This is a genomic window from Pseudomonas sp. F9001 (assembly GCF_013385435.1).
In the GTDB taxonomy this organism is placed as follows: Bacteria; Pseudomonadota; Gammaproteobacteria; order Pseudomonadales; family Pseudomonadaceae; genus Aquipseudomonas.
Map to the genome: position 1 here is coordinate 50,453 of NZ_JACAPX010000025.1, position 16,882 is coordinate 67,334.

Consider the following 16,882-nt stretch of genomic DNA (forward strand, 5'->3'; position numbering starts at 1 on the left):
ATGCATCCTGTGACGCTCCGCGTCACGACTTCAAAAGCGCATGCGGAGCGTCCAGGGCGGCGTTCCCACGCCGCGGAATCAAGGATTCTCCAAGTCATGCCCCAACGACTGGATAAACAACGAAAACAGCTCCGGCTGCGACGAGATATCCAGCTTGGCATACAGGTGCCGGCGGTGAACCTTGACCGTATCCGGCGAGATATTCAGCCGTTCGGCCATGGCTTTTGACGAAAACCCGCGCAACACCAATCGCGCTATTTCCAGCTCCCGTTCCGACAACACACCACAGCCGAAATGACTCAACGCGTCCCGTATCTGGCTGGCCATTTCCGCCGGCGCGGCCACTCGCTGGGTGCTTTGCTGCCAATGCTGCTGCATCAACGGCAACACCCAGGCCGCGAGCATGGTCATCAACCCCGTTTCCTCGCCGGTAAACAACCGCTGCATCCCCAACGACAGCGATAACGTCCCCGCACCCGGCAATTGCAGGATGAATTGCACCTCGTCTTCCAGCACGTTGTCGTGGAAGTAATTGAGGAAGTATTCACTCTGGCGAAAATGATCCGGCGCCACTTCCTCAAGGCGGTACACGCCACTGGCATACCCCTCGCGACACGCCTGGAAAAACGGGTCCAACAGGTACAAGCCATTCAGATAAACCAGCATCGACGCCGGTTTGCTGCTCGGTTGTGCGTCGTATTCTTCCAGCGCTTCGGGCGGGCCATCGGCGGGGTAGAAGATCGCCAGGGCATTGTCGAAGGGCAGGCATTGGTGCAGCAACAGCACCAGTTGCTTCCAGAAACGCCCGGTGCCGATCTGTGCGACGGTACGCCCCAGGCCCGCGTGCATGCCGACTTCCCTGAACAGGCTCATGTGCAGCTCCACGCTAAGGATTCAGGCCGCAAGGGTTCGACTTTTGCCCGGCGGCGTCAAGGGGAGTACTCCAATAGGGGAATTGGCCGATTTACACAGAGTGTTTAAGTTGGCCGTCAGTCAGTGGGGAACATACCCTGCGCCGCTTCACCTTTTCGTTTCTGCCTCAAACCAAGAACAATCAAGAGGATAACGATATGAGTGCTCCTTCCACGCCCGACGGCGTGCTGAAACCCACCCTGAGCGTATTCGATGTAGTGGCCATCACCGTCTCGGCGGTCACCCCGGCCAGTTCAGTGTTCGTGATTGCGCCGTTTGCCATCCAGCAGGCCGGCAGCGGGGTGTTCCTGGCCTTTGTGATGGCCGCCTTGCTCGCGCTGATGTTCGCCTTTTGCTACGCCGAACTCGGGCGTGCCCACAACAGCGCCGGCGGCGAATACGTGTATGCCAAGCGGGTGTTCGGCGGCATGGCCGGCTACGCGACGTTCCTCACGGTACTGGTGATGCTGCTGTTTATCCCGCCGGTACTGGCCACCGGGGCGGCGACTTACCTGAATAACGCCCTCGGCACCCAATTCGATTCGCAAACCGTGGCCCTGGTGATTGTGGTGTGCAGCTACGCCCTGGGTATCCTCAATATCAAGCTGAATGCCTGGATCACCGGCACCTGCCTGCTGCTGGAAGTGGCGGCGTTGCTGGTGATCGTGTTTATCGGCTTCGGCAACCCGGTGCAGCCGGTCAGCGTGCTGTTGCAACCGCAAATCGTCGAGAACGGCGTGCTGCACCTGGCGCCCTGGGCGCTGGTCATCGGCGCGGTGGGCATCGGCCTGTTCTCGTTCAATGGCTACGGTCCCGCCGTATTGCTGGCCGAAGACATGAAGTGCGGCGGCAGGGGCGTGCACAAGGCAGTGTTGTGGTCCCTGGGCCTGGTGGTGGTCATCGAGCTGGTGCCGATCACCGCCTTGCTGATCGGTGCGCCATCCCTCAGCGCGATGATCAGCAGCCCCGACCCGATCGGCTACCTGCTGACCAGCCACGGTAACGAAACCCTGTCGCGGCTGGTCAGCGCCGGGATCTTCCTGTCGGTGTTCAACGCCATCGTCGCCATCGTCATCCAGATTGGCCGGGTGGTGTTCAGCAGCGGCCGCGATGCGCTGTGGACACCCACCATCAACAAACTCTTCACCCGGATTCATCCACGCTGGGATTCCCCGTGGTTGGCTACGCTGTTCCTGGCGGTCCCTTCGGCATTGCTCAGCTTCAGCTCCAACCTGGCGGACCTGACGTCTTTCAGCGTGCTGCTGATCATGCTGGTGTACCTGATCGTGGCGTTGAGCGCGTTGATGAGCCGGGTGTTGCTGCGTGACCGCGAGCACCCGTATCGCATGCCGTTGTGGCCGGTGCCGGCCTTGCTGGCGGTGCTGGGCGCCGGCTACCTGTTGGTGACCCTGGCGATTGCCGCCTCGGTTCGCGACATCATGATTATCATCGGCCTGTTGGCACTGTCGGTGATCCTGTATTGCATCAGTGGCCGGTTGAGTCCGGCGTTTCAGAAATTGTAAGGAGTGGTTATGCGTGCACGTCAATTGGGCATCACCTTGGGACTGGGTACGCCCGGTGAGTTGAATGCCATCACCGACGTTCCAGGGGTTCGGGTCGGCCACAGTACGATCAAGACCCGCATCGATGGCAAACAGGTACGTACCGGCGTGACGGCAATCCAGCCCCGGGCCGGTGCCGCGCGGTATCAGCCATGTTTTGCCGGCTACCACGTGCTCAACGGCAATGGCGACGCCACGGGCCTTGAATGGATCAGCGAATCAGGGTTGCTGACCACGCCGCTGGCGATCACCAACACCCACAGCATCGGGATTGTGCGCGACACGCTGATCGCCCTGGAGCGCGAAAGCCTCGAAGACCCCGCCGTGTACTGGTGCATGCCGGTGGTGATGGAAACCTACGACGGCTTGCTCAACGATATCTGGGGCCAGCACGTCGGCCCGGAGCATGTGCGCGAGGCGCTGGCCAACGCCGAATCCGGGCCGGTGGCGGAGGGCGCCGTGGGCGGCGGCACCGGGATGATCTGCCATGAGTTCAAGGGGGGCATCGGTACCGCGTCACGGCGCTTGCCGGCGGAGCAGGGTGGCTGGACCGTCGGTGTGCTGGTGCAGGCCAACCATGGCAAGCGCCAGGAACTGCGCGTGGATGGTTACCCGGTAGGCCGGCAATTGATGGACATCCCGTCACCCTTTGCCGATCGCGGCACACCCGGCATGGGCTCCATCGTGGTGATCATCGCCACCGATGCGCCGTTGCTGCCCCATCAATGCCAGCGCCTGGCACAACGCGCGTCCATCGGGATTGCGCGCACGGGTGGCGGTACCGAGGACTCCAGCGGGGACCTGTTCCTGGCGTTCGCCACCGGCAATCAGGATTTGCCGGTGGCCGACTACGGGCGCAAGGGCTCGCCCCTCAGCACAGCCCTGCATATGGTCAATAACGACCACATTTCACCGCTGTTCAGCGCGGCGGCGGAGGCCGTGGAAGAGGCGATCATTAATGCCATAGTGGCCGGCGAAGACATGACCACCGACCAGGGTGTGCGGGTGCCCGCGCTGGATGCCCACACACTCCTGCAGGCATTGCGCCAAACCGGCTGGCGCGGCCAGTAAGTAAACTAAGTCTTGTCCCGGTAATACGGGACAAACACTTAAATAGTGGCCAATCAATACTAACAATGACACGGTGACACTTTCTTAGTGCACCTCAGTCAATACTTTGGATCCATTCGTGGCTAAATGTCTTTAGGAGTATTTAATATTTAAATAGCTGGATTTTAATAACGCGCTATTTACCAGTGTTTGCAGGTTTTGTTCACCGGCCCAACTTTATCCTTGGATAAAAACCGCTGGACGAATGATTTCAGGTTGTGTCAGTTTTCTTTCGCCTTCAAAAGGGGCGAGTGATCGGACTTACTCGCCAGAGTGGGTCCGGTCGGACAAAAACTGTTCCACTTGCAAACAAGGAAGTACGTTTATGTCAAAAGTAAAAGACAAAGCTATTGTGTCGGCGGCTCAAGCAAGTACCGCTTACACCCAGATCGATAGCTTTAGCCATCAATACGACCGCGGTGGCAACCTCACGGTCAATGGCAAACCGTCGTTCACCGTTGACCAGGCCGCCGACCACCTGCTGCGTGAGAACGCCGCGTACCGGGACGTGGATGGCAACGGCAAGATCGATCTCACCTACACCTTCCTGACTTCGGCTTCGAACGCGACCATGAACAAGCATGGGATCACCGGGTTCAGCCAGTTCAACACCCAGCAGAAAGCACAGGCCGTACTGGCCATGCAATCCTGGGCCGATGTGGCCAATGTCACCTTCACCGAGAAAGCCTCGGGCGGTGACTTCCACATGACCTTCGGCAACTACAGCGGCGGCCAGGACGGCGCAGCGGCCTTTGCCTACCTGCCAGGCACCAACGCCAAGTACAACGAAAGCGGCCTTGACGGCACTTCCTGGTACCTGACGAACAACAGCTACACGCCGAACAAGACCCCGGACCTGAACAACTATGGCCGGCAGACCCTGACCCACGAAATCGGCCACACCCTGGGCCTGGACCACCCTGGCGACTACAACGCCGGGACCGGCAACCCTTCGTACAAAGACGCGGACTATGGACAGGACACGCGTGGCTACAGCGTCATGAGTTACTGGAGCGAGAGCAACACCAACCAGAACTTCAGCAAAGGCGGGGTAGAAGCCTACTCGTCCGGCCCGCTGATTGACGACATCGCCGCGATCCAGAAGCTCTACGGCGCCAACTACAACACCCGCGCCGGCGACACCACCTACGGCTTCAACTCCAACACCGGGCGTGATTTCCTCAGCGCCACTTCATCGGCCGACAAGCTGGTGTTCTCGGTGTGGGACGGTGGCGGCAACGACACCCTGGACTTCTCCGGTTTTACCCAGAACCAGAAGATCAACCTCAATGAAACCTCGTTCTCCGACGTTGGCGGCCTGGTGGGCAACGTTTCCATCGCCAAGGGTGTGACCGTGGAGAACGCCATCGGCGGTTCGGGCAACGACCTGCTGATCGGTAACGCAGCCGCCAACGTCCTCAAGGGCGGTGCCGGCAACGACATCATCTTCGGCGGCGGCGGTGCAGACCAGCTGTGGGGCGGCTCAGGCAACGACACCTTCGTGTTCGGCGCCAGCTCCGACTCCAAGCCGGGTGCGGCCGACAAGATCTTCGACTTCACCTCGGGTTCCGACAAGATCGACCTCACCGGCATCACCAAAGGTGCAGGCCTGACCTTCGTCAACGCGTTTACCGGTCATGCCGGCGACGCGGTGCTGTCCTACGCTTCGGGTACCAACCTGGGCACATTGGCCGTGGACTTCTCCGGGCACGGCGTGGCGGATTTCCTCGTCACCACCGTTGGCCAGGCAGCCGTCAGCGACATCGTGGCCTGATACACGCGTAAAGGAGGGTGGCGCACACGCGCCGCCCTCTGCCCTTGCATCCACCCCATGAACGGGCGAAGGTGATGACGCTATTTCGCAGTACCGTGGCCTGGAGTTTCCAGGTGTTGCTTATGTCGGCAGGAGCCACAGCAATGGCAAGCAGTCTGGTTTTACCTACTTCCGCGCAGTTGGCCGGGCATTGGGCGCTGCACCAGCAAGAGCAGGTGTGCGCACTGGATTTGATTGAGCAGGCTAACGCGTTGGGGGGCGATGTGGAGTGCGCCGGACAATGGCTGGGGGAAGCCCCCGTTAGTTGGACGCCTACTCCCGATGGTATTTGGCTGATGAATGCCGAAGGCACCGGCATAACCCATTTGAATCGCCAGAAAGAAGGCGAATATGAAGGTCGCGCAAAAACCGGCGCGGTATTGATATTGCAACGTGCACCGTAATAGTTCGTTATAACGATATAACCCGATTTTAATGTTTGCCCGCCCCTTAATGGGGCGCTCGGTAAACTATTGCGCGTCATTCGGCTCAGGGAAGATCAGGCAACATGGCGAAGACCACTCCCGTTGCACCATTGTTCAAGGCACTCGGCGACTACAAAAGTATTCTGATCAGTATTGGCTGTTTCACGGCATTGATTAACGTATTGATGTTGGTGCCGTCGATTTATATGTTGCAAGTCTACGACCGCGTGCTGTCTTCACAGAACGAAACCACCCTGGTGATGTTGACGCTGATGGTGGTGGGGTTCTTCGCCTTTATCGGTGTGCTGGAGGTGATCCGCAGCTTTATCGTGATTCGCATCGGCAGCCAGCTGGAGCGGCGTTTCAACCTGCGGGTCTACAAGGCCGCTTTCGAGCGCAACCTGCAACGGGGCGAAGGCCATGGCGGGCAATCCCTGGGGGACCTGACCCACATCCGCCAATTCATCACCGGGCCTGCGCTGTTCGCGTTTTTCGACGCGCCGTGGTTTCCGATCTATCTGTTCGTGATTTTCCTGTTCAACGTGTGGCTGGGTGTCTTGGCCAGTGCCGGTGCCGTGCTGCTGATTGCCCTGGCGTGCCTTAACGAATACCTGACCAAAAAGCCTCTGGGTGAAGCCAGCGGTTATTCCCAGCAATCCACCCAATTGGCCACCAGCCACCTGCACAACGCCGAAACCATCCAGGCCATGGGCATGCTGGGTGCATTGCGCAAGCGCTGGTTCAAGGTGCATTCGCAGTTCCTGGGCCTGCAGAACAAGGCCAGCGACACCGGCTCGATCATCAGTTCCCTGAGTAAATCCCTGCGCCTGTGCCTGCAATCGTTGGTGCTGGGCCTGGGTGCGCTATTGGTGATCAAGGGCGACATGACCGCCGGGATGATGATCGCAGGCTCCATTTTGATGGGCCGGGTGTTGAGCCCCATCGACCAGTTGATTGCCGTGTGGAAGCAATGGAGTTCGGCCAAGCTGGCCTACCAGCGCCTGGACAACCTGATGCGCGAGTTTCCGCCCCAGGGCGAGCAGATGGCCTTGCCGGCGCCCAAGGGCAATGTGAGTTTCGAGCAAGTCAGCGCAGGCCCGCCGGGGCGACGTGTGCCGACCTTGCATCAAGTCAGCTTCAACCTGACTGCGGGCGAAGTGCTCGGCGTGCTGGGTGCTTCCGGCTCCGGCAAATCAACCCTGGCCCGCGTGCTGGTGGGCGTATGGCCAACCCTGGCAGGCACCGTGCGCCTGGACGGAGCCGACATTCATCGCTGGGACCGCGACGACCTCGGACCGCATATCGGTTATCTGCCCCAGGACATCGAACTGTTCAGCGGCAGCATCGCCGACAACATCGCGCGCTTTCGCGAAGCCGACCCGGATTTAGTGGTGCAGGCCGCCCAACAGGCAGGTGTGCACGAATTGATCCTGCGCTTGCCCCACGGCTACGACACCGTGCTCGGTGACGAGGGCAGCGGCCTGTCCGGTGGACAGAAACAACGGGTCGCCCTGGCCCGCGCGCTGTACGGCGGGCCACGCCTGATCGTGCTCGACGAGCCCAACTCCAACCTCGACACCGTGGGTGAAGCCGCCCTGGCCAGCGCGATCATGCAGATGAAAGCCCAGGGCAGCACGGTGGTGCTGGTGACTCACCGTTCCTCGGCGTTGGCCCAGGCCGACAAGCTGCTGGTGCTGAACGAAGGTCGTTTGCAGGCATTTGGTCCGAGCCAGGACGTGCTGCGCGCACTGTCCGGCCAGCAGGAAGCACCACGAGAAAAGGCCGGGGTCAGCCTCAGCCGTCAGTATCAAGCCGGAAGGAATCCAGGCGCATGAGCAGCGACAGCAGCATTCAAATCAACCGCGATTACGAACAGACCCATCCCGAGCACGACGCGCGTTTTTTCGCCCGCATGGGGTGGCTGCTGACGGTGGTCGGCGCCGGCGGGTTTTTCCTCTGGGCCAGTCTGGCGCCGCTGGACCAGGGGATCCCGGTACAAGGCACGGTGGTGGTCTCGGGCAAGCGCAAGGCGGTGCAAACCCTGAGCCCCGGCGTGGTCAGCCGGATCCTTGTGCGTGAGGGCGAGGCGGTGAAGCAGGGCCAGCCGCTGTTCCGTCTCGACCAGACGCAGAACCAGGCCGACGTGCACTCCCTGCAAGCCCAGTACCGCATGGCCTGGGCCAGCGTGGCACGGTGGCAGAGCGAGCGGGATAACCAGTCGACGATCACCTTTCCGGCGCAATTGAGCGGCAACCCGGACCAAGCCCTGGCACTGGTCCTCGAAGGCCAGCGTCAACTGTTCAGCAGCCGCCGCGAAGCCTTTGCCCGGGAACAGGCCGGGATTCGCGCCAGTATCGAAGGCGCTACGGCGCAACTGAACGGCATGCGCCGCGCCCGCAGTGACCTGACCGCCCAAGCGCAATCCCTGCGAGACCAGTTGAACAACCTGCAACCCCTGGCCGACAACGGCTACATCCCGCGCAACCGGCTGATGGAGTACCAGCGGCAACTGTCCCAGGTGCAACAGGACCTGGCGCAGAACACCGGCGAAAGCGGGCGGGTGGAGCAGGGCATCCTCGAATCGCGCCTCAAGTTGCAGCAGCACAGCGAGGAGTACCAGAAGGAAGTCCGCAGCCAACTGGCCGACGCGCAGCTGCGCAGCCTGACCCTGGAACAACAACTGACCTCCGCCGGTTTTGACCTGCAGCACAGCGAGATCAACGCGCCCGCCGATGGCATCGCGGTCAACCTGGGCGTGCACACCGAAGGCGCCGTGGTGCGTGCCGGTGAAACCCTGCTGGAAATCGTGCCCCAGGACACCCGCCTGGAAGTCGAAGGGCGCCTGCCAGTGCACCTGGTGGACAAGGTCGGTGCGCACTTGCCGGTGGACATTCTCTTCACCGCCTTCAATCAGAGCCGCACGCCGCGGGTGCCGGGGGAGGTGAGCCTGATCTCCGCCGACCAGATGCTCGACGAAAAAACCGGCATGCCTTACTACGTGCTGCGCACCACCGTCAGCAGCAGCGCCCTGGAGAAACTCCATGGCCTGGTGATCAAGCCGGGGATGCCCGCCGAGATGTTCATCCGCACCGGCGAGCGCTCCTTGCTCAATTACCTGTTCAAGCCGCTGCTGGACCGCGCCGGCTCGGCATTGACCGAGGAATGAGCATGAAGCCGATGTTCATCGCCTTGCTGCTCGCCTGCGGCAGCGCCCAGGCCGCCATGGGCCCGTTCGATGTCTACGAACAGGCCCTGCGCAACGACCCGGTATTCCTCGGCGCCATCAAGGAACGCGACGCCGGCCTGGAAAACCGCACCATCGGCCGCGCCGGCCTGCTGCCCAAGCTCTCGTACAACTACAACAAGGGCCGCAACAACTCCCAGGCCACCTTGCCCGACGGGCGCGGCGGCAATTATCACGATGACCGCAACTACAACAGCTATGGCTCCACGTTCACCCTGCAACAGCCGCTGTTCGACTACGAAGCCTATGCCAACTACCGCAAGGGCGTGGCCCAGGCACTGTTTGCCGACGAGAGCTTCCGCGACAAGAGCCAGGCGCTGCTGGTGCGGGTGCTGACCTATTACACCCAGGCGTTGTTTGCCCAGGACCAGATCGACATTGCCCGCGCCAAGAAAAAGGCCTACGAGCAGCAGTTCCAGCAGAACCAGCATCTGTTCCAGCAGGGTGAGGGCACCCGCACCGACATCCTGGAAGCCGAGTCGCGCTATGAGCTGGCGACTGCCGAAGAGATCCAGGCGCTGGATGAACAGGACGCCTCGCTGCGCGAACTCGGGGCGCTGATTGGCGTGCAGAGCGTCAATATCAACGACCTGGCGCCGCTGAACCCGGGGTTTGCCGCCTTCACCCTGACCCCGGCCAATTACGACACCTGGCACGAACTGGCGCTGACCAACAACCCCAACCTGGCCTCACAACGCCAGTCCGTGGAAGTGGCGCGTTACGAAGTGGAGCGCAACCGTTCGGGGCACCTGCCGCGCATCACGGCGTATGCCAGCTCGCGCCAGCAGGAATCCGACAGCGGCAACACCTACAACCAGCGCTACGACACCAACACCATCGGCATCGAAGTCAGCATGCCGTTGTATGCCGGTGGCGGCGTCTCGGCTTCCACCCGCCAGGCCAGCCGCGCCATGGAGCAGGCCGAGTACGAACTGGAAGGCAAGACTCGCGAAACCCTGATCGAACTGCGACGCCAGTTCAGTGCTTGCCTGTCGGGCGTCAGCAAGTTGCGGGCGTATGAAAAGGCGCTGACTTCGGCTGAAGCGCTGGTGGTCTCGACCAAGCAAAGCATCCTCGGCGGCGAGCGGGTCAACCTCGATGCGCTGAACGCCGAGCAGCAGCTGTACAGCACCCGTCGCGACCTGGCCCAGGCACGGTACGACTACCTGATGGCCTGGACCAAATTGCATTACTACGCGGGCAACTTGCGTGACACCGACCTGGCCAAGGTGGACGAGGCGTTTGGTCCTGAGAGCCGCTGATGCCTGGACGAGTGGTACTTGGTGCAAGGGAGCTTTGGTGGCATGGGCGCTTGTTTTGGCAAGGGAGCTTTCTGTGGCAAGGGCGCTTGTTGTGGCGAGGGAGCAAGCTCCCTCGCCACAGGTATTTCAACAATAAGAAAAGGGACTCTTCATGATCACTGGTTCACCTCGCTTCAAACCCTTCACCGCAGGCTCCTTGCTGCTGCTGTCAGTGGCGGCCCACGGGCAGTACATCGAAGCCGGCAAAGTCGGCGACCCCGGCAGTTGGCGTTCCGCCGAGTTCCAGAGCGACTGGGGCCTGGAGCGGATGAAAGCCAACGAGGCCTATGCGAGCGGCATCACCGGCAGTGGCGTGAAGATCGGCGCTCTGGACTCGGGTTTCGACCCCAACCATCCCGAAGCCTCAAAAGACCGCTATCACGCGGTCACCGCCAGTGGCACCTATGTCGATGGCAGCCCCTTCACGACCACCGGCGCGCTCAACCCAAACAATGACTCCCACGGCACCCACGTCACCGGCACCATGGGCGCGGCCCGCGATGGCGTGGGCATGCACGGCGTGGCGTACAACGCGCAGATCTACGTCGGCAACACCAACGCCAGCGACAGCTTCCTGTTCGGCCCCTCGCCAGACCCCAAGTACTTCAAGGCGGTGTACAGCGCGCTGGTGGATTCCGGCGTGCGCGCGATCAATAACAGTTGGGGCAGCCAACCCAAGGATGTCAGCTACCAGACCATTGGCGACCTGCACGCTGCCTATGCCCAGCACTACAACCGGAACACCTGGCTGGATGCCGCTGCGGAGGTGGCCAAGGCCGGGGTGATCAACGTGTTCAGTGCTGGCAACAGCGGCTACGCCAACGCCAGCGTGCGTTCGGCCTTGCCTTATTTCCAGCCGGAGCTGGAAGGCCACTGGCTGGCGGTATCGGGCCTGGACAAGGCGAACAACCAGAAATACAACCAGTGCGGCATCGCCAAGTACTGGTGCATTTCCACCCCCGGGGCGTTGATCAACAGCACCATTCCCGATGGCGGTTATGGGGTGAAATCCGGCACCTCGATGTCGGCGCCCCATGCCACCGGCGCACTGGCGCTGGTGATGGAACGCTATCCATACCTGAACAACGAACAGGCCTTGCAGGTGCTGTTGACCACGGCCACCCAGCTCAATGGCGCGGTCACCAATGCACCGACCACTCAGGTCGGCTGGGGCGTGCCGGACCTTGGCCGAGCAATGCACGGGCCCGGGCAATTGCTCGGGCCGATGAATGTCACGTTGGCGGCCGGGCAGGGCGATGTGTGGAGCAATGCGATCTCCGACAAGGCGCTGATCCAGCGTCAGGCCGAAGACAGGGCCGAAACCCTGGCCTGGCAGCAAACCCTGCGCGACAAGGGCTGGGAGAACGGCGTGGGCGCCGGCGCGAGTCAGCAGGACCAGACGGACTATGCCGTTGGCACTGCCCGTGCGGCAGCCGCGGCCCGGCGTATCTACGAAGGCAGCCTGACCAAATCCGGTGCGGGCAGCCTGATCCTGGCGGGCGACAACACCTACCGTGGCCCGACCACCGTGAATGGCGGCCGGTTGGCGGTGAGTGGCTCGCTGACGTCCGCGGTGACGGTCAATGACAGCGGCACGTTGGGCGGCTCCGGTCGCATCGCGGCGTTACAGGTCAATAGCGGCGGCACCGTGGCGCCGGGCAATTCCGTGGGCACCTTGCAGGTGGCCGGGGATGTAAACCTCGCCGCCGGCTCGACCTATGCGGTCGAACTCACCCCCACCACCAGCGACCGGATTGTCGCCACGGGCAAGGCAATCCTCGGCGGCGGCACCGTGACCCTGGCCCTGGAAAACAGCCCGACCCTGCTCAGCCTGCAACAGGCGGAAAGCCTGGTGGGGCGCCAGTACAACATCCTCCAGGCGGCTGGCGGGATCCAGGGCCAGTTCGGTGCCGTGTTGCCCAACTACCTGTTCCTCGGCGGCACCCTCGACTATGCCGCCAACGGTGTGCAACTGGGCATTGCCCGCAGTGATGCGAGTTTCGCCAGTGTCGGTGCCACTCGTAACCAGCGTTCGGTGGCGGCGGCCGCCGAGCAGTTGGGCGCCGGTAATCCGGTGTACGAAAGCATCCTGCGGTCAGACTCGGCAGCCACGGCGCAGTCGGGTTTCCAGCAGCTGTCGGGAGAAATCTACCCGGCCATCGGCACAATGCTGATCAATGACAGCCGCCAGGTACGCGATGCCGTCGGCGAGCGCCTGCGCCATACGCCGGTTACCGGTGAGAGCAACGTGTGGGTCAAGGCGCTCGGCAGTTGGGGCAAGACCGACAGCCGCAGCGACACGGCAGGCTACACCAGCTCACTGGGCGGCATGCTGGCCGGTGTCGACGGCGCGCTGGACGAGCAGACCCGTGCCGGTCTCGTGGCCGGTTACAGCGACAGCTCGCTGAACATGGGCAGCGGCACGCATTCATCGGCGTCCATCGACAGCTACCACCTCGGCGCCTACGCCGGGCATGAGCTGGGCAATTGGCGCTTGAGCGTCGGCGGTGCCTACAGCTGGCATCGCGGCGACGTGAAACGCGACTTGCAGTACGGCGAAGTCAGCGGCACGCAGAAGACCAAGCTGGATGCGCGCAGTGCCCAGGTATTTACCGAAGCGGCCTACCGTTTGAACGTGTCCTCGGTGGCGCTGGAGCCGTTCGCCAACCTGGCTTACGTGCATCTGGACAACGAACGCTTTGACGAGAAAGGCGACGCCGCCGCGCTGGAGCGTGGCAGTGACAGCCGCGATGCGGTGCTGAGCACCCTGGGCCTGCGGGCGGCAAAAACCTTCCCCCTCAATGACCGCCAGCAACTGGACGTTTCCGGCTCGCTGGGCTGGCAGCACAGCCTGAGTGCCGTTGAATCCGAAGAGCACCTGGCGTTTGTCGCCGGAGGGCCGTCGTTTGCGGTGCAAAGCTCGCCGTTGATGCGCGACGCGGCATTGGTGGGCGTGCAGGCGAGCCTGGCGTTGAGCAAAAGCACACGGGTCAACCTCGACTACACCGGCCAATTGGCTGGCCGGGAAAAAATCCAGGGTGTGGGTTTGAGCCTGAACTGGCAGTTCTGAGCAAGATCCTGAGGTCGAAAGAGGTCAACTGTGGGAGCGGGCTTGCTCGCGAATGCGGTGTGTCAATCGACGCACCTGTAGCTGAGCCACCGCATTCGCGAGCAAGCCCGCTCCCACATGGGGTCGGCGACGCTTGGGAGAAACGTGATTTATACAAGTGCAATAAAAACTAAGGAAGGTCACCGTGAAAAAAACAAAACGAGGGTTTCAATCCGCCATCCCAACAGGCCCGGGCTACCCGCTCAAGGCCCTGAGCTGCGTGCCATACGGCGCGTTGCTGTGTTGCCTGGCCAGCCTGGGTACCGCCCAGGCCGCACCCTACGTGGAAACCGGAAAACTGGGAGATGCTGCCAGTTGGCGCAGTAATGAATTCAAGGCCGACTGGGGCCTGGGCGCCGTGCATGCAGACGCCGCCTACGCCGCCGGCTACACCGGCAAGGGTGTGAAGCTGGGGATCTTCGACCAGCCGGTGTATGCCCAGCATCCGGAATTCGCCAGCCCCGGCAAAGTGGTCACGCTCGTGACCGAAGGCATTCGCCAATACACCGACCCGTACATCCCGGTGAAGGCCGGGGATGCGTTTCGCTACGACGGCACGCCTTCCCTGGGTTCCAACGGCAAGCTCGGCAATCACGGCACCCACGTAGGCGGCATCGCCGCGGGTAACCGCGACGGCGGGCCAATGCACGGCGTGGCGTTCGATGCGCAGATCATCAGCGCCGAAAACGGTGACCCGGGCCCCGAAGACGGGATCATCCTGGGCAACGACGGTGCGGTCTACAAAGCCGGCTGGGATGCCTTGGTGGCCAGCGGCGCGCGCATTATCAACAACAGCTGGGGCATCGGCATCGGTGACCAGTACGCCAAGGGTGGACGTGACCCGGCATTCCCCAACTTCACGGTCAATGAAGCCCAGGCGCAGTTCAATAACATTCGGCCGATCCTTGGGACGATCGCAGGTGGCGCTTATCAGGGCGCCATTGATGCGGCCCGCAGCGGCGTGCTGACGATCTTTGCCGCCGGCAACGACTACAACCGCAACAACCCGGATGCGATCTCGGGCCTGGCGTACTTCGTGCCGGAGATTGCACCCAACTGGCTGTCGGTGGCGGCCTTGCAACAGAATCCCGACACCGCCAGTTCCGATCCTTACGTGATCAGTACGTTTTCCTCGCGCTGCGGGTATGCCGCCAGCTTCTGCGTCGCGGCCCCCGGCACCAAGATCTACAGTTCGGTGATCAACGGCACCTCCCTGGAAAACCTGACCACCGACTACGCCAATTTCAACGGCACCTCCATGGCCGCGCCGCATGTGGCCGGCAGTGCAGCGGTGTTGATGGAGCGCTTCCCGTACATGAGCGGCGACCAGATCTCCACGCTGCTGAAAACCACCGCGACCGACCTCGGCGCACCGGGCATCGACTCGCTGTACGGTTGGGGCATGATCAACCTGGGCAAGGCCATCAACGGCCCGGGGATGTTTGTGACGGCTGAGGATATCCAGGCGGAGTTTCGTATCGACGGCGCCTACGGCTCCGGCCAGTTTGTCGCGGACCTGCCAGGGATTGGCGCCGTGGTAGATGCCGGCAAACCGACCCAGCGCACGTGCACCGATGTGCATTGCGGGCTGGATGTGTGGAGCAACGATATCTCCGGGCATGGCGGCCTGACCAAGCAGGGCATTGGCGCGCTGGTACTGACCGGCACCAACACCTACAGCGGCCCGACCCTGGTCAACCAAGGGTTGCTGGCGATCAATGGCTCGATCACCTCCGACGTTACCGTCAGCAGCAGCGGCGTAGTGGGCGGTTCCGGGCGCATTGGTTCGCTGACAGCGAACAGCGGCGGTACCGTGGCGCCGGGCAACTCCATCGGCACCCTGAACGTGGCCGGGGATGTGAACTTCGCGGCGGGCTCCACCTATGCGGTGGAGTTGTCGGCCACCAACAGTGATCGCATCGTCGCCGGTGGCAAGGCCACCCTCAGCGGCGGCACGGTGACCCTGGCCCTGGAAAACAGCCCGACGCTGTTGACCCAGACCCAGGCCGAAAGCCTGATCGGTCGCCAGTACAACATCCTGCAGGCTGCAGGCGGGATTACCGGCAGCTTCGGTTCGGTGCTGCCCAACTATCTGTTTATCGGCGGCACCCTGAACTACGCCGCCAACGGCGTGCAGCTGGATGTGGGGCGCAATGCCAACACCTTTGCCAGTGTGGCCGCCACCCCGAACCAACGTTCGGTGGCCGCTGCTGCCGAGCAGTTGGGCGCGGGCAACGCCGTGTACGAAAGCCTGTTGCTGGCGCCGAATGCGGCTTCGGCCCAGGGTGCATTCCAGCAGCTGTCCGGGGAGATCTACCCGGCGCTGGAAACCGCATTGGTCAATGACAACCGCTACCTGCGCGAAGCCGTGGGCGAGCGTTTGCAGCAAGGGGCAATGGGCGCATCGAGCCAGACCGTCGACAGCCGTGGCAACGTCTGGGTCAAGGCGTTGGGCGCCTGGGGCAAGACCAACAGCGGCAACGATACGGCGGGCTACACCACCTCCATCGGCGGCATGCTGGCGGGTGTGGACGGCGCGCTGGATGAAGACACCCGTGTAGGCCTGGTGGCAGGGTACAGCGACACGTCGCTGAACATGGGCAGCGACACCCATTCCCGGGCATCGGTGGACAGCTATCACCTGGGTGCGTATGCCGGGCATGAAATCGGTGCCTTGCGCTTGAGCGGTGGTGCGACCTACAGCTGGCACCGCGCCGATGTGAAGCGCGAGCTGCAATACGGTGAAGTCGCCGGCAAGCAGAAAGCCAAGGTGGATGCCCGCAGTACCCAGGTGTTTACCGAAGCGGCGTATCGCCTGAACCTGCAACCCCTGGCCCTGGAACCGTTCGCCAACCTGGCGTACGTGCATCTGGATGCCGATGGGTTTACCGAGAAGGGTGATGCGGCGGCCTTGAAGGGCCGGGATGACAGCCGCGATGTGGTGTTGAGTACCCTGGGTGCTCGAGCGCTGAAAACCTTGAATATCAATGACCATCAGCAACTGGAGCTTTCCGGCACCCTGGGTTGGCAGCACAACCTGAGCAGCGTCGATTCCGAGCGGCACCTGGCGTTTGCCTCGGGCGGCCCTTCGTTCACTGTGGAGAGTTCGTCGATGGTGCGTGATGCGGCATTGGTGGGGGCGCGGGTCAGCCTGGCGCTGAGCAAGGATGCGAAGGTGAATCTGGATTACAACGGCCTGCTGGCCAGCAAGGAGAAAGTCCATGGGGTGGGTTTGAGCCTGGACTGGGCTTTCTAAACACCGCAGTTGGAAATGTGGGAGCGGGCTTGCTCGCGAAAGCGGTGGATCAGTCGGTGGATGGGTTGACTGATCCACCGCTTTCGCGAGCAAGCCCGCTCCCACATTGATCCGGTTCCAATCGTCCATTTGTGCAGATTCGGCTTTCTC

Annotated in this window: 10 protein-coding genes; 9 read left to right on the forward strand and 1 reads right to left on the reverse strand. The window is 62.3% G+C overall.

What is annotated here, in order from left to right; genetic code table 11:
• Positions 1-78: 78 nt before the first annotated feature.
• The gene (locus tag HX818_RS23545; RefSeq protein ID WP_008433783.1) at positions 79-873 is read right to left on the reverse strand and encodes a helix-turn-helix transcriptional regulator; all 795 of its coding nucleotides are present in this window, start codon (positions 871-873) and stop codon (positions 79-81) included.
• Positions 874-1,070: 197 nt separating this feature from the next.
• Here HX818_RS23545 and HX818_RS23550 point away from each other — a divergent pair, with 197 nt between their 5' ends.
• From HX818_RS23550 to HX818_RS23590, 9 genes are all read left to right on the forward strand, one after another.
• Positions 1,071-2,435: an APC family permease gene (locus HX818_RS23550; RefSeq protein WP_003217116.1), complete on the forward strand. Its 1,365-nt coding sequence runs from the start codon at positions 1,071-1,073 to the stop codon at positions 2,433-2,435.
• 9 nt (positions 2,436-2,444) lie between these two features.
• A complete protein-coding gene (locus HX818_RS23555) occupies positions 2,445-3,545 on the forward strand; it encodes a P1 family peptidase (protein ID WP_177020828.1) in 1,101 nt (366 codons plus the stop codon).
• 364 nt (positions 3,546-3,909) lie between these two features.
• Complete coding sequence (locus tag HX818_RS23560; protein ID WP_003217113.1) at positions 3,910-5,358, forward strand: serralysin family metalloprotease; 1,449 nt, start codon at positions 3,910-3,912, stop codon at positions 5,356-5,358.
• Positions 5,359-5,432: 74 nt separating this feature from the next.
• Entirely contained in the window at positions 5,433-5,801 is a 369-nt protein-coding gene (locus HX818_RS23565; protein WP_158213549.1) for an AprI/Inh family metalloprotease inhibitor, read from the forward strand.
• Positions 5,802-5,905: 104 nt separating this feature from the next.
• Positions 5,906-7,657 carry a type I secretion system permease/ATPase gene (locus tag HX818_RS23570; RefSeq protein ID WP_003217110.1) on the forward strand — a complete coding sequence of 584 codons (1,752 nt, stop codon included), beginning with the start codon at positions 5,906-5,908 and terminating at the stop codon, positions 7,655-7,657.
• Positions 7,654-8,988, forward strand: a complete 1,335-nt coding sequence (locus tag HX818_RS23575) for an HlyD family type I secretion periplasmic adaptor subunit (RefSeq protein ID WP_008433775.1) — start codon at positions 7,654-7,656, stop codon at positions 8,986-8,988. The genes HX818_RS23570 and HX818_RS23575 overlap by 4 nt, the downstream gene beginning before the upstream one ends.
• Positions 8,989-8,990: 2 nt before the next feature.
• Positions 8,991-10,328 (forward strand): TolC family outer membrane protein, encoded by a 1,338-nt coding sequence (locus HX818_RS23580; protein WP_177020829.1) that lies wholly within the window; start codon positions 8,991-8,993, stop codon positions 10,326-10,328.
• A gap of 151 nt (positions 10,329-10,479) precedes the next feature.
• Entirely contained in the window at positions 10,480-13,437 is a 2,958-nt protein-coding gene (locus tag HX818_RS23585) for an autotransporter serine protease (RefSeq protein ID WP_177020830.1), read from the forward strand.
• Positions 13,438-13,621: 184 nt separating this feature from the next.
• Positions 13,622-16,732 carry an autotransporter serine protease gene (locus HX818_RS23590; protein ID WP_177020831.1) on the forward strand — a complete coding sequence of 1,037 codons (3,111 nt, stop codon included), beginning with the start codon at positions 13,622-13,624 and terminating at the stop codon, positions 16,730-16,732.
• Positions 16,733-16,882 lie beyond the last annotated feature (150 nt).

Bases quoted from the DNA above. Each gene is read 5' to 3' on its own strand.
- HX818_RS23545 (WP_008433783.1), bottom strand. From the start codon at position 873: ATGAGCCTGTTCAGGGAAGTCGGCATGCACGCGGGCCTGGGGCGTACC.
- HX818_RS23550 (WP_003217116.1), top strand. From the start codon at position 1,071: ATGAGTGCTCCTTCCACGCCCGACGGCGTGCTGAAACCCACCCTGAGC.
- HX818_RS23555 (WP_177020828.1), top strand. From the start codon at position 2,445: ATGCGTGCACGTCAATTGGGCATCACCTTGGGACTGGGTACGCCCGGT.
- HX818_RS23560 (WP_003217113.1), top strand. From the start codon at position 3,910: ATGTCAAAAGTAAAAGACAAAGCTATTGTGTCGGCGGCTCAAGCAAGT.
- HX818_RS23565 (WP_158213549.1), top strand. From the start codon at position 5,433: ATGACGCTATTTCGCAGTACCGTGGCCTGGAGTTTCCAGGTGTTGCTT.
- HX818_RS23570 (WP_003217110.1), top strand. From the start codon at position 5,906: ATGGCGAAGACCACTCCCGTTGCACCATTGTTCAAGGCACTCGGCGAC.
- HX818_RS23575 (WP_008433775.1), top strand. From the start codon at position 7,654: ATGAGCAGCGACAGCAGCATTCAAATCAACCGCGATTACGAACAGACC.
- HX818_RS23580 (WP_177020829.1), top strand. From the start codon at position 8,991: ATGAAGCCGATGTTCATCGCCTTGCTGCTCGCCTGCGGCAGCGCCCAG.
- HX818_RS23585 (WP_177020830.1), top strand. From the start codon at position 10,480: ATGATCACTGGTTCACCTCGCTTCAAACCCTTCACCGCAGGCTCCTTG.